This is a genomic window from Marinobacter sp. X15-166B (assembly GCF_001752365.1).
Classification (GTDB): Bacteria; Pseudomonadota; Gammaproteobacteria; order Pseudomonadales; family Oleiphilaceae; genus Marinobacter.
The window spans coordinates 2,358,395-2,371,212 of sequence record NZ_MEIY01000001.1 but is presented as its reverse complement, the minus strand read 5'-3'; the positions used below and the strand labels follow the sequence as shown (position 1 = coordinate 2,371,212).

The 12,818-nt window shown below is 60.5% G+C and carries 11 protein-coding genes; 5 read left to right on the top strand and 6 right to left on the bottom strand.

Annotated elements, in window-relative coordinates; all coding sequences use genetic code 11:
* The first annotated feature begins 413 nt into the window (after positions 1-413).
* Together BG841_RS11185 and BG841_RS11180 are read left to right on the top strand one after the other, a co-directional pair.
* Complete coding sequence (locus tag BG841_RS11185) at positions 414-1,766, top strand: Na+/H+ antiporter family protein (RefSeq protein ID WP_070057733.1); 1,353 nt, start codon at positions 414-416, stop codon at positions 1,764-1,766.
* Between the two features lie 18 nt (positions 1,767-1,784).
* Positions 1,785-2,609 carry a phytanoyl-CoA dioxygenase family protein gene (locus BG841_RS11180; RefSeq protein ID WP_070057732.1) on the top strand — a complete coding sequence of 275 codons (825 nt, stop codon included), beginning with the start codon at positions 1,785-1,787 and terminating at the stop codon, positions 2,607-2,609.
* Between the two features lie 35 nt (positions 2,610-2,644).
* Here the strand turns inward: BG841_RS11180 and BG841_RS11175 are convergent, their stop codons facing one another.
* From BG841_RS11175 to BG841_RS11165, 3 genes are all read right to left on the bottom strand, one after another.
* Positions 2,645-3,112: a flavodoxin family protein gene (locus tag BG841_RS11175; RefSeq protein WP_070057731.1), complete on the bottom strand. Its 468-nt coding sequence runs from the start codon at positions 3,110-3,112 to the stop codon at positions 2,645-2,647.
* A gap of 81 nt (positions 3,113-3,193) precedes the next feature.
* Positions 3,194-4,237 (bottom strand): recombinase RecA, encoded by a 1,044-nt coding sequence (gene recA, locus BG841_RS11170; protein WP_070057730.1) that lies wholly within the window; start codon positions 4,235-4,237, stop codon positions 3,194-3,196.
* 93 nt (positions 4,238-4,330) lie between these two features.
* Entirely contained in the window at positions 4,331-4,831 is a 501-nt protein-coding gene (locus BG841_RS11165) for a nicotinamide-nucleotide amidohydrolase family protein (RefSeq protein WP_070057729.1), read from the bottom strand.
* An 83-nt stretch (positions 4,832-4,914) separates the two neighbouring features.
* Between BG841_RS11165 and mutS the strand changes: the two genes are divergently transcribed.
* Both mutS and fdxA read left to right on the top strand, forming a co-directional pair.
* On the top strand, positions 4,915-7,524 hold the full coding sequence (gene mutS, locus BG841_RS11160; protein ID WP_070057728.1) for a DNA mismatch repair protein MutS: 2,610 nt from the start codon (positions 4,915-4,917) through the stop codon (positions 7,522-7,524).
* A gap of 118 nt (positions 7,525-7,642) precedes the next feature.
* Complete coding sequence (gene fdxA / locus BG841_RS11155; protein ID WP_070057727.1) at positions 7,643-7,966, top strand: ferredoxin FdxA; 324 nt, start codon at positions 7,643-7,645, stop codon at positions 7,964-7,966.
* Between the two features lie 82 nt (positions 7,967-8,048).
* On the opposite strand, the gene BG841_RS11150 is transcribed toward fdxA, so the two are convergent.
* Positions 8,049-8,687: a LysE family translocator gene (locus tag BG841_RS11150; RefSeq protein WP_083260327.1), complete on the bottom strand. Its 639-nt coding sequence runs from the start codon at positions 8,685-8,687 to the stop codon at positions 8,049-8,051.
* Between the two features lie 197 nt (positions 8,688-8,884).
* Between BG841_RS11150 and BG841_RS11145 the strand changes: the two genes are divergently transcribed.
* Positions 8,885-9,619, top strand: a complete 735-nt coding sequence (locus tag BG841_RS11145) for an SGNH/GDSL hydrolase family protein (protein WP_070057725.1) — start codon at positions 8,885-8,887, stop codon at positions 9,617-9,619.
* 24 nt (positions 9,620-9,643) lie between these two features.
* Here BG841_RS11145 and BG841_RS11140 read toward each other — a convergent pair whose 3' ends face one another.
* Both BG841_RS11140 and BG841_RS11135 read right to left on the bottom strand, forming a co-directional pair.
* Complete coding sequence (locus BG841_RS11140; protein WP_070057724.1) at positions 9,644-11,023, bottom strand: solute carrier family 23 protein; 1,380 nt, start codon at positions 11,021-11,023, stop codon at positions 9,644-9,646.
* Between the two features lie 56 nt (positions 11,024-11,079).
* Positions 11,080-12,711, bottom strand: coding sequence for an acyl-CoA synthetase (locus BG841_RS11135; RefSeq protein ID WP_070057723.1), 1,632 nt, complete (start codon positions 12,709-12,711; stop codon positions 11,080-11,082).
* Positions 12,712-12,818: the final 107 nt, after the last annotated feature.

Genomic DNA, 12,818 nt, shown 5'->3' with positions numbered 1-12,818 from the left:
CTGCCAACAAAGCGCCGCGGGCGCAGGCGTGACACCTGTCTATACACCTGACCCCGGCAGCTGTTGCCCCGTGATTCCCTGCCCCGAATGCCGGGCAGCACGACCCGGCCGCTACATCGGCACCGCCTAGCCCCTGCTGCGGAATCGTACCCTGACGGACTGGGTTTTATGGTGGGGGGGTCCGCCAATGCTTGCTGTCTATACATTAACAACATTCCCGGGCAACTGTTGTCCGAAGATCCGCGCCATGGCCGGCGGTGAACGACGCCAGGTTTCCACCCCGAACCTGACAACGGCCGTCTAAACAGTTGATTCGGCGTACGCTGAGTGTTTTGATATCGCCCCTTGATGATGGCGAGTTTAGTGCACCGGTCATCCCGACCAATCAACGACCAACAAAAAAAGGGATATTCATGAATGCAATCATCCTGTCCGTACTGATCATGGTGACCCTGAGCCTGATGCGGGTGTCCGTTGTTTTCGCGCTGATCGCGGCCTCCGTGATTGGTGGCCTGTACGCAGGCCTGCCTGCGGGAGAGGTGGTCGCCGCGTTTAACGATGGCCTGGGCGGCGGTGCCACAGTGGCGCTGGCTTACGCCACCCTCGGTGCTTTTGCAGTGATGTTATCGCGCACGGGCATTACCCAGCGACTTTCCGCCCGCATCATCGACACCTTCCAGAGTGGCACCCACACCCAAGCCCATGCCCGGATGGTGACCTGGGGACTGTTCGTCAGCCTGATTCTGGCCGGGTTCGCCTCGGGCACCATCATCCCGGTGCATATCGCCTTCATCCCCATTCTGGTGCCGCCGTTGTTGGTGGTGATGAACCATCTGAATCTGGATCGCCGGGCCGTTGCCTGTGCCATCACCTTCAGTATCACCGTAATGTACATGACCACACCCATCGGCTTCGGTACCATTTTTCTCAACGACATTCTGATGGGGAATGTCAACGAAGCCGGACAGGCACTCGATTTCCAGATCGGGCGTGACGCTCCCCCCAAGGCCATGCTGATTCCCGCGGCGGGCATGGTGCTGGGTTTATTGATCGCCATTTTCGTCAGTTACCGCCACAAGCGCACCTATCAGGACCTTCCTATCGATGGCCAGGAGCAAGGCGGCAACGCGCCCTCCAGCGCCCCGCTCAAGACCTGGCAGCTGGGCGTCATTGTTGCCGCGCTGGTGGTCGCCCTGGTGGTACAGCTGTGGAGTGGCTCCATGATCTTCGGCGGTCTGGCCGGTTTCGCGCTGCTGTCCGTGAGCGGCATCACCCGTTGGGATGAGCAGGACGGCGTGTTTACCCAAGGCATGCGGTTGATGGCGATGGTGGGCTTTATCATGATTGCAGCTGCCGGTTTCGCGGGCGTGATGAAAGCGACTGGTCAAATCCCCGAATTGGTGCAAAACTCGGTGGACTTGATCGGCGATAATCGCTCACTGGCGGCCCTGGTGATGCTGTTGGTTGGGCTGTTCATCACCATGGGGATTGGATCCTCGTTTGCGACCATTCCGATCATTGCTGCCATCTATGTCCCCCTGTGTGTGAGCTTTGGCTTTTCGCCGCTGGCAACCACAGCGTTGGTGGGCACGGCGGCAGCTCTGGGCGATGCGGGCTCCCCGGCTTCGGACTCCACCCTGGGGCCCACGGCCGGACTGAACGCGGACCGCCAGCACGACCATATCTGGGACACGGTGGTGCCGACATTCCTGCATTTCAATATTCCACTGATCGTGTTTGGCTGGTTCGCCGCCATGACGCTCTGACTGCAAGGAGATAGCTCTATGACTCAACCGGTTGATGCGACCTCCCTGGTGACTCCCGAGATTGTCGAGGCGTACGAACGGGACGGAGCAGTGTGCATCCGCGGTCTGTTCAACACCCATCAGATCGCAGCGCTGGCGCAAGGCATTGAAGAAAACCTCAACAACCCGAGTCCGCGGGCCAAAGTAGCAAGCCAGCCGGACGACCCGGGCTGGTTTTTTGAAGACTTCTGCAATTGGCAGGAGAACGCCGCGTACCGGAAATTCATCTTCGAATCCGGCATTGGTGACCTGGTTGCCAAACTGATGGGCAGCCGCCAGGCGCGGCTGTATCATGATCACCTGCTGGTCAAGGAGCCCGGCACCCGTCAGCGGACGCCCTGGCATCAGGATCAGCCTTATTACAATGTGGAAGGTCATCAAAACGTCAGCATGTGGCTGCCAGTGGACCCGGTAGCCCGCGAAGCCAGTCTGGAGTTTGTCGCCGGGTCCCATAAAGGCCCCTGGCTGATGCCGCGCACCTTCATGGATAACGAAGCCAAGTGGTTTCCCGAGGGGAGCCTGGAGGATCTGCCGGATATCGAAGCCAACCGGGATGCCTACACCATTCTGAGCTGGGCGCTGGAACCCGGCGATGCGGTGTTCTTCAACATGCTGACCCTGCACGGCGCAGCCGGAGTCAGCGGCGGGCAGCGACGCCGGGCGTTTTCAGTGCGTTTTCTGGGGGACGACATGACCCACGCGCCCCGCCCCTGGACCACCTCGCCCCCGTTCCCCGGCCTGGATCAGGAACTGGCCGTCGGCGCACCGATGGATCATCCGTTGTTCCCGTTGCTGACCGGTTAACCCCAGGGTGTCGCCACGGCGCCAATATCAATACGTCAAACCAGGCCGGCATCCAGGCTGGCCGCCATATACATTCCCAGCTCCCGGCATTGTTCCGCAAACACGTCCTGATAGTCACCGCGACACAGCACCGGCTCCTGCACCAATCGCCAGCGCAGCCCGGTGGTGATGGATTCGATCGCCCGCCGGGTACCGGTGCCGTCGTGACCGGCGCGGATGTAAAAAGCGAAGGGCAATCCCTGGGTTTGCTCCAGACAGGGGTAATAACTGCGGTCGAAAAAGTCCTTCAACGCGCCGCTCATGTACCCCAGATTTTCGGTGGTGCCCAGAATGATGGCGTCGCACGCCAGCACATCGTCCGGCCCGGCGTCCAGCGGCGCCAGCACACGAACCTCCACAGATTCGATGTCGGGGTGGCGGGCGCCGTCCGCTACGGCATCGCGCAACAGAAGGGTGTTGGGGGAAGGTGCGTGGGCAACGATGAGCAACGATTTGTGAGGCATAACCGTTCTCCTTGAAAGACCGCGCTGGCTGCCGGACTAGCGGGCAAACCAGCGGGGCCTGTCAGACCGTGACCGGTGGAATCAGATCAACTCGCCCGTGCTTTCCGCACTGACCTCAGCGGCCGCCTTGTTGACCGGCTGCGGCATCAGTTTGTCGCGCACCTTGGCCTCAATCTCGTTGGCCATGTCCAGATTCTCTTCCAGGTATTTGCACGCGTTGGCCTTGCCCTGACCGATGCGGTCCCCGTTATAGGAATACCAGGCACCGGCCTTGTCAACAAACCCCTCTTTGACCCCCATGTCCAGCACTTCCGCCATATGGTAAATGCCCTTGCCGTACAGAATCTGGAACTCAGCCTGGCGGAAGGGGGGCGCCACCTTGTTCTTGACGACCTTGACGCGGGTCTCGTTACCCACCACTTCGTCGCCGTCTTTCACCGCCCCGATGCGGCGGATGTCCAGACGCACCGACGAGTAGAACTTCAGCGCGTTACCACCGGTGGTGGTTTCAGGGCTGCCGAACATCACGCCGATTTTCATGCGAATCTGGTTGATGAACACCAGCAGACAACCGGCATTTTTTACACTGCCGGTCAGCTTGCGCAGCGCCTGCGACATCAACCGTGCCTGCAAACCTACGTGGGAATCGCCCATTTCGCCTTCAATCTCGGCTTTCGGGGTCAGCGCGGCAACGGAGTCAACGATGATCACATCAATGGCGTTGGAGCGCACCAGCATGTCGGCAATTTCCAGCGCCTGCTCACCGGTGTCCGGCTGAGACACAAACAGATCGTCTACGTTCACCCCCAGCTGTTCCGCGTACTGCGGGTCCAGCGCGTGCTCGGCATCGATGAACGCACAGGTTTTACCCTGCTTTTGCGCCTCGGCGATCACCTGCAGGGTCAGCGTGGTTTTACCGGAACTTTCCGGACCGTAGATTTCGACAATGCGCCCGTAAGGCAACCCGCCAATACCCAGTGCCACGTCCAGTCCGAGAGACCCGGTTGATACCGCCGGCACCGCTTCCCGTGGCTGGTCGCCCATTTTCATGATCGCGCCCTTACCAAACTGGCGCTCGATTTGACCCAGCGCTGCAGTGAGTGCCTTCTTACGATTATCTTCCATTATCGCTATCCCCTTGTTCGCCGCACCGGGCATTTAACTGTATATTTGACCAGTATTAAAACACAACCGGCGAAGCAGACCAAGTGCTGCTGCTCACTGCTGCCGTAAAAAAGTGGTAACACCTTGTAACGCAAACAAAGCAGCCTGTCGTCGCACGGCCTCCCGGTCACCCCCGAAGGTTTTGACCTCCGCCTCCAGTGCCGCCGCTCCGGTGCCCCAGGCGAACCACACCGTCCCCACGGGTTTGTCGGCAGAGCCCCCGTCCGGGCCGGCGATGCCACTCACCGCCACGGCGACCTGGGCACCGGTCACCCGCAGCGCACCGGTCACCATTTCCCGGACCACCGCCTCGCTTACCGCCCCCTGCTCGATCAGCGTTGTCTCGGAAACCCCTAACAGGGTCTGCTTGGCGTGATTGCTGTAAGTGGTCAGGCCACTGTGGACATAGCCCGAAGACCCGGCCCGGTCGGTCAGCACCTTCACCACCCAGCCACCGGTGCAGCTTTCCGCGGTGCTGATCTGCCAGCCTTTATGGCTCAGGGCATCCCCTAACCTCACTCCGGCCTGATACAGTGCTTCGTCTGTTATCATCATATTGCTCTCCCTGTTTTCATCCTGAGCGTTATTTTCCTACAATCCGTTACCGCCGAACCCAATTCTTTATTCCGGACTTTTACATGTCAGCCGCGCAAACCGATTTATCCCAGCACACCCCGATGATGAGGCAGTACCTCAAAATTAAAAGCCAGCACCCCAACGAGCTGGTGTTTTATCGTATGGGCGACTTTTACGAACTGTTTTACGACGACGCCAAAAAAGCCGCGGAGCTGATGGACATTACCCTGACCGCCCGTGGCCAGTCCGGGGGCAGTGCAGTGCCCATGGCCGGCATCCCCTATCATTCTGCCGAGAACTACATTGCCCGCCTGGTGCGCGCGGGTCAATCCATCGCGGTGTGTGAACAGGTGGGCGATCCGGCCACCAGCAAGGGCCCGGTTGAACGCCAGGTGATGCGCATCATCACACCCGGTACCCTCACCGATGATGCGTTTCTGGAAGACCGGCGCGACAACTTGCTGGTCGCACTCTACAGCCATAAAGAACGCTTCGGGCTGTCGTCGCTGGACCTTTCCAGCGGCCGCTTTGCGGTGTCCGAACTGGACGATGTGGAAAGCCTCCTGGGTGAGCTGCAACGGCTGCAACCGGCCGAAATCCTGATCGGTGAGGATTTCCCTTACGAAGACGCACTGGCCGGATTCAGCGGCATTCGTCGTCAGGGCCCCTGGCTGTTCGAAGCCGACACCGCCCTGCGCCTGATCACCCAGCAATTGCAGGTGCGGGATCTGACCGGTTTTGGCTGTGAAGATTTGCAGCTGGCTATTTGCGCCGCCGGCTGTCTGCTGCACTACGCCCGGGAAACCCAGCGCACCGCCCTGCCCCACATCCGCAAACTGACCCGGGAACGCCGGGAAGACGCCGTGATTCTCGATGCCACCAGCCGCCGCAATCTGGAGATCGATACCAACCTCACTGGCGGGCACCAGCACACCCTGGCGTGGGTGATGGACCGAACCGCAACCGCCATGGGTGGCCGCCAGTTGCGCCGCTGGCTGAACCGGCCCCTGCGGGACACCGCCACGGTGCTGCTGCGGCAACAGGCGGTCGCCGCGCTGCTGGACGGTTTCCACTACGAAACGGTGCACACCCATCTGAAAACCGTCGGCGATATGGAACGCATTCTGGCCCGGGTTGCGCTGCGATCCGCCCGCCCCAGGGATCTGGCACGCCTGCGGGAGGCCTTTGCTGCCTTGCCGGCATTACAGCAACAGCTGGCCCCCATCGACTCCGTGCGCATCAACGAGCTGGCCACGGTCATCGGCGAGTACCCGGAACTGGCGGACCTGCTGGAGCGGGCGATCGTGGATAACCCACCGGTGGTGATCCGCGACGGCGGCGTGATCCGCGCAGGTTTTGATGGGGAACTGGACGAACTCAGCAACATCAGCGAAAACGCCGGCCAATACCTGATGGACGTGGAAACCCGGGAGCGGGAACGCACCGGCATCAGCACTCTGAAGGTTGGCTACAATCGGGTTCACGGCTACTACATTGAGATCAGCCGGGCGCAATCCGAGCAGGCCCCGGTGGACTACATCCGCCGCCAGACCCTGAAAAACGCCGAGCGCTTCATCACGCCGGAACTGAAGGAATTCGAAGACAAAGCCCTGAGCGCCAAGAGCCGCGCCCTGGCCCGCGAAAAAGCACTTTATGATGAGTTGGTGGAAACCCTGGCCAATCAGCTGGGTGCGCTGCAGGATAGCGCGCAGGCGTTGGCGGAACTGGATGTTCTGGCGAATTACGCCGAACGGGCCACCAGCCTGAGATTCTGCGCACCGGATTTCAGTGACAAACCCGGCTTTGATGTGGAAGACGGTCGCCACCCGGTGGTGGAGCAACTGCTAAGCGACCCCTACGTGCCCAACAACCTGCTGATGGACGACCAGCGCCGGATGCTGGTGATCACCGGCCCCAACATGGGCGGTAAGTCGACCTACATGCGTCAGGCGGCCCTGATTGCCCTGTTGGCGTATACCGGCAGTTTTGTACCCGCCAGCCGCGCCGTTCTCGGGCCGCTGGACCGGATCTTTACCCGCATGGGTTCATCCGACGACATCGCCGGGGGCCGTTCGACCTTCATGGTGGAAATGACCGAAACCGCCAACATTCTGCACAACGCCACCGAACACAGTCTGGTGCTGATGGACGAGGTCGGGCGGGGCACCAGCACCTTCGACGGCCTGTCGCTGGCCTGGGCGACCGCTGAGCATCTGGCCAGAGAGATTCGTTGCTACACCCTGTTTGCCACCCATTACTTCGAGCTGACGCAATTGGCGGAGCAGCTCGATCACGCGGTCAACGTGCACCTGACGGCCACCGAGCACGATGACAGCATCGTGTTCCTGCACAATGTGCAGGAGGGGCCCGCCAGCCAGAGTTACGGCCTGCAAGTGGCCAAGCTGGCCGGGGTGCCGCAGACTGTGATCGGCAACGCGCGCGCCCAGCTGGCGCACCTGGAAGGCAGCACCCCCCCGGTGCCCCCGGTGTCCCCGGGCCAGCAGCCACCGGCTGCACCCCAACCGGACACCGGCGCCTGCCAGGGCGACATGTTCGCAAACCTGGAACCCAGTGCGGTCGAGCAGGCCATCGCCGCCCTGAATCCGGACACCATGACCCCCATCGAAGCACTGAATCAGCTGTTCGAACTGAAAAAACAGCTGCGGGCATAACCTTATAGCCGGTTGACGGTTGCGGCCAGCGGGGCCGCTCCCTACAATATCGGCAAAATTATTACGTGCTGACTATATTCACACGGTTGAGAGCGACCACCGAACCAGGAACCTGACCATGGCATTTATCGTTACTGATAACTGTATCAAATGTAAATACACGGACTGCGTGGAAGTTTGCCCCGTTGACTGCTTCTACGAAGGTCCGAATTTTCTGGTCATCGACCCGGACGAATGCATCGATTGCGCTCTGTGCGAGCCCGAATGTCCGGCCGAAGCCATTTTCTCAGAAGACGAACTGCCAGCAGATCAGGTTCACTTTGTCGAGCTCAATGCGGAACTGTCCGGCATCTGGGACAATATCACCGAGAAGAAAGACCCACTGCCCGATGCCGCCGAGTGGGATGGCCAGCCCGACAAACTGCAGTATCTGGAGCGCTGACCGTCAGCCGCCGCTCGCTGGCACCATCCATAAAAAACGGGAGCACTGAGGCTCCGTTTTTTTATGGTCTGCAGTCAGGCCATCACTGCGGTGACAGCGCCAGCTTGGCCCCCAGCCCCACGAACACGCCGCCGGTCAGGCCACTGAGGAGCCGCTTGCGGGTGATGCTGACCACCCGCTGCCCGCTGCGATCCAGGACCACCGCCAGGCCGCATTGCCAGGCCATCGCGATCACAAAATGAGTGCCCGCCAGAGTCAACGACTGCCTCAGGACATGCCCTGCCGGATCGATGAATTGTGGCAAGAAGGCCATATAAAACAGCGCGGTTTTCGGGTTGAGCAGGTTGGAGAGCAGCCCCTCGCGGAACGCTTTAACCACCGGCGCCACCTGTCTGGCGGGCTGCCGCAGCGGCGCCGCACCCAAGTCCGGTGCCCACGCCTGCCGCAGACTGCTGATCCCTAACCACACCAAATAGCAGGCCCCCAGCCACTTTATCGCGGAAAAGGCCCACGCGGTCTGCACCAGGATCAACGATACACCCACCGCAAACAGCAGCGCATGCACAAACAAGCCACTGCACACGCCCAGGCTGGTCACTGCCCCGGCGCGGACCCCGCCGCTGGCGGCGTTGCGCAACACCAGCAAGGTATCCACACCCGGGGTGACCGTGAGCAAGGTAATGGCAATCAAGTACGCCCCGAACAGTTCCACTGATGGCATGGTGTTCATCCGCTTTTCACGTATGTTCCGGACCCTGCGCGCCAATATCCCGTGCTGTTCAGGCCATGGGCTGGCAGGATCTCCCAATAGTGTTGCTATGACAGGCCCCCAGTTCAGGAGATCTGTGGCTACCTAGGATAAACTATTGGCGTAGGGCCAACACCCACATCCGCAACTCAATCACAAGGATTCACCAGGTGCTGCACACGGTCTTGTCGATCCCGCTCGCGCCGCTTCTGCTGCTGCAAGGTAAGCGGGTCCGCGCCACTACCCCGGCGCTGCCCGAGCCGACCGGTGCACGCCGGGGCAAAGTGGGTCAGGGGCCTGCGCTCAATCTATTGATGCTGGGGGATTCCGCTGCGGCAGGAGTCGGTGTGAGCGCGCAGGAGCAAGCGCTGTCGGGCCAGCTGACCCGGCGCCTCAGCGACGTGTTCACCGTCACCTGGACATTACAGGCACAAACCGGCTTGCGGGTCGCCGATTACCTGCCGCCCCATGACCGCCTGCCCGCAGTCAGTGTGGACGTGCTGGTGCTTTCCCTGGGCGTGAACGATCTGACCTCCGGCGTGTCGATGCGCCGGTGGCGGCAACGGACTGGCCGGTTGCTGGACATTCTGGATCAACGCTACAGCCCACGCCTGATACTGTTTACCGCCGTGCCGCCCGTGCACAGATTTCCGGCCCTCCCGCAACCGTTGCGGTGGTATCTGGGCCAGCGGGCGCACAAACTCAACCGGCAGCTGGCCGACATCATTGCGCCGCGCAGCAATACCAAACTGGTCACCATTGCGTTCGAAGCAACTCCTGAGTCCATGGCTGTGGACGGGTTTCACCCGGGCCCCGGTGGGTACCACTGCTGGGCCGACGCCCTTGCGCGGATCATTCTTGCAAATCATCTAACCAAAAAAAGGGGAAGCCCGACCAGGTCGTGACTTCCCCAAAGACACACACTCTCTTTAGCTGTCTTTCGGCTTCGCCTCAATGCCGGGCGCTTCCGGGTCCGAGGTAAAACTGATGATTTTGGTGCGTTCGATCAGCAGATACAAAACAGCCCCCGTGGCCAGCCCCCAGCCAGCGCCGTACACCGCCAGCACCACCCCCATGGTGCCGGCAACGCCACGCTCGGTGTTGTTGGTCAGCTGCTCCAACCCGATCATCAGGCAGATATACCCCGTCAACAGCAGGGTTAGCGACAGCGCAATTGGCAAGACCGGCTGGAAAAAGCTCACCAGCGGTAACATAAACAACGCCACGAACCCGGTAATCCAGAAGGTGCCGCCGCCACTGTAGATCGAGTCCATGGCCTTGCGGCCGTATTTGTAGCGCTCCGCCATGGTTGCGGTGACCGCGGTCCAGATCGGTCCCGCCAGGCCCGGGTATGGGGCAAAGAAGGCGTGTATCCCATTCCGCAGGGCGGTAACCAGATGAACGCGGTCGACGCTGCTGTCGATGACCTCGTCGGTGCGCAGGTGGTCCACGCGCTCCATCAACGACTTACCGACAATGATGTCGCCAAACGCAATGATGTACGAAATGACTGCGGTCGGGATGGCGTACAGGAACACCATCGGGTCCGGGAAACCCACCGCGAACGGCAGATAGCTCCACAGCTGCCCGAACGCCGGCTTGGTGATGCCCCACTGCACATCCGGAACCGCGTACTCGCCCGTCGCGAAGCCCACCAGTATGGCCACCACCATGCCGGGCACCATGCCGTAATTGGCGATTTTACGGGCCCACGGATTGACGTCGACCAGGCCTTTGAAAGACACCGAGAACATCAGGTACAGACACACCAGACCGCCCACGATCAGCGAAATCGGCGTTTCCGCCAGTCGCCCCCCGGTCTCGATTTCGCCCATCAGCGCGGCAATGCCCGCGCCAATAATGATGCCGCCTTTCATGGAGCGGGGGATAAAGTCCACCAGTTTGGTGCCCAGCCGCGTAATCCCCAGGATCAGGAAGATCAAAAACACCAGAAACTGCAGTGCGAACAGCGCCTGAATGGCTTCCGCTCCGGGTTGGTAATCGCTCAGGAACAGCAGCACCACCGGAATCGCCGGGGTGATCCAGCCCGGCACCATGGGCACGCCCAACAGCGCCGGCAACATAAAGCCGATACCACACACCACCACGTACGCCAGGGCAACGTCATAGGGCACGCCCAGGTATTTCTCGAGCAACGGAATCATCGCCAGACTCACCACGAACATGATGAGGGCTTGCACCATCTCGGCGGATTCCCAGCGGTAATGCACAAACGGCAAACGGATCTTGAAAGGTCCGGCGGGCCAGAATGGCTGCTCTTCGCCGGTCTTGCGGTTCAGCATCTGCATGCTTCTCTCCTTGGCGCAGCACTGACCGCACCTGTTATTAATCTGGTTTCAGTCCGTTATTTCGGCAGGGCCCTGGCCTGGTCGCGCAGCACAAACTTCTGGATTTTGCCGGTGGAAGTTTTGGGCAGCTCCGTGAACACGATGGTTTTCGGTACCTTGAAGCGTGCCAGCTGTTCCCGGCAAAATTTGATCAGGTCTTCCTCGGTGACGTTGCCGGCTTCCGGTTTCAGCGTCACAAAGGCGCAAGGCGTCTCGCCCCACTTTTCATCCGGGCGGGCCACCACGGCGGCTTCCAGCACCGCTGGGTGCCGGTACAGGGTGTCTTCCACCTCAATCGTGGAGATGTTTTCACCCCCCGAAATGATGATGTCCTTCAGGCGATCCTTGATTTCAATGTAATTGTCCGCGTGCCACACCGCGAGGTCGCCGGTATGGAAATATCCGCCGCGAAACGCCTCTTCGGTGGCGCTGGGGTTTTTCAGATACCCCTTCATCACCGTATTGCCCCGCATGAAAATTTCACCGATGGTTTCACCGTCCTTGGGAACCGGCTTCATGGTGTTCGGGTCCGCCACCATCATGCCCGCCAGGGTCTGGTAACGTACCCCCTGACGGGCTTTAAAGCGGGCTTTTTCCGCCAGCGGCAGGTCATCCCAGCGCTCTTTCCAGGCGCACACGGTCACCGGACCGTAGGTTTCCGTCAGGCCGTACACATGGGTCACTTTGAAACCCATTTGTTCGATGTCACTGATCACCTGTGCCGGGGGCGCCGCACCGGCGGTCATGGTCTGGACGGTGTGCTCGATGCCGGCCTTGGCTTCGGCAGGTACGTTCAGCAATGCGGTGAGTACAATCGGTGCGCCGCACATGTGGGTCACCCGGTGGTCACGGATCAGTTGCAGGATCTTCTCCGGATCCACCCGGCGCAAACACACGTGCACACCCGCCATGGCGGTCACCGTCCACGGGAAACACCAGCCATTGCAGTGGAACATCGGCAGGGTCCACAGGTACACCGGGTGCTGGTTCATGGCCCACACCGCCTGGTTACCCAAGGCGTTCAGAAAGGCACCACGGTGATGGTACACCACCCCTTTGGGGTTGCCGGTGGTGCCCGAGGTGTAGTTCAGGGAGATGGCGTCCCATTCGTTTTCGGGCAGAGTCCACTCGAATTCAGGGTCCCCTTCCTGCAGGAAGGCTTCGTAATCCAGGTCGCTGACCGCTGCCCCTTCGCCATACTCCGGATCATCGACATCGATCACCAACGGTGCAGTATCCAGCTTGGCGACCGCCGCCCGGACAATTTCGCCAAATTCCCGGTCGGCAATGATCACCTTGGCTTCACCATGGCCCAACATGAACGCAATGGCGTCCGCGTCGAGACGCACGTTCAGGGTGTTCAGAACCGCGCCGACCATGGGCACACCGTAATGACACTCCAGCATCGCCGGCGTATTCGGCAGCATCACCGCAACGGTATCGCCACGACCAATCCCTCGCCCCGCCAGGGCGGAGGCCAGCCGGCGGCAACGCTCATAGGTTTGCTGCCAGGTATACCGCAGGGCACCGTGAATTACCGCTGGGTAATCAGGGTAAACATCTGCGGTCCGCTTGATGAAATCAATCGGAGATAACACGGAATAGTTGGCATCGATGGGCGCTAGCCCCTGGTCGAAAATGGAGGTCATGGCGGTGTTCCTCTGCGAGCGTGTTGTTCTTGTCAGTATTCAGAGCAGCAATCAAAGCGCTATACTCATTTCTATCAAACATTCTATTCCAGCATAGCCAGTATCAC

Coding starts and splice junctions, on each gene's coding strand:
- mutS (WP_070057728.1), top strand. CDS start 4,915: ATGTCAGCCGCGCAAACCGATTTATCCCAGCACACCCCGATGATGAGG.
- recA (WP_070057730.1), bottom strand. CDS start 4,237: ATGGAAGATAATCGTAAGAAGGCACTCACTGCAGCGCTGGGTCAAATC.
- BG841_RS11165 (WP_070057729.1), bottom strand. CDS start 4,831: ATGATGATAACAGACGAAGCACTGTATCAGGCCGGAGTGAGGTTAGGG.
- BG841_RS11185 (WP_070057733.1), top strand. CDS start 414: ATGAATGCAATCATCCTGTCCGTACTGATCATGGTGACCCTGAGCCTG.
- BG841_RS11135 (WP_070057723.1), bottom strand. CDS start 12,711: ATGACCTCCATTTTCGACCAGGGGCTAGCGCCCATCGATGCCAACTAT.
- BG841_RS11180 (WP_070057732.1), top strand. CDS start 1,785: ATGACTCAACCGGTTGATGCGACCTCCCTGGTGACTCCCGAGATTGTC.
- BG841_RS11140 (WP_070057724.1), bottom strand. CDS start 11,023: ATGCAGATGCTGAACCGCAAGACCGGCGAAGAGCAGCCATTCTGGCCC.
- BG841_RS11150 (WP_083260327.1), bottom strand. CDS start 8,687: ATGCCATCAGTGGAACTGTTCGGGGCGTACTTGATTGCCATTACCTTG.
- BG841_RS11175 (WP_070057731.1), bottom strand. CDS start 3,112: ATGCCTCACAAATCGTTGCTCATCGTTGCCCACGCACCTTCCCCCAAC.
- fdxA (WP_070057727.1), top strand. CDS start 7,643: ATGGCATTTATCGTTACTGATAACTGTATCAAATGTAAATACACGGAC.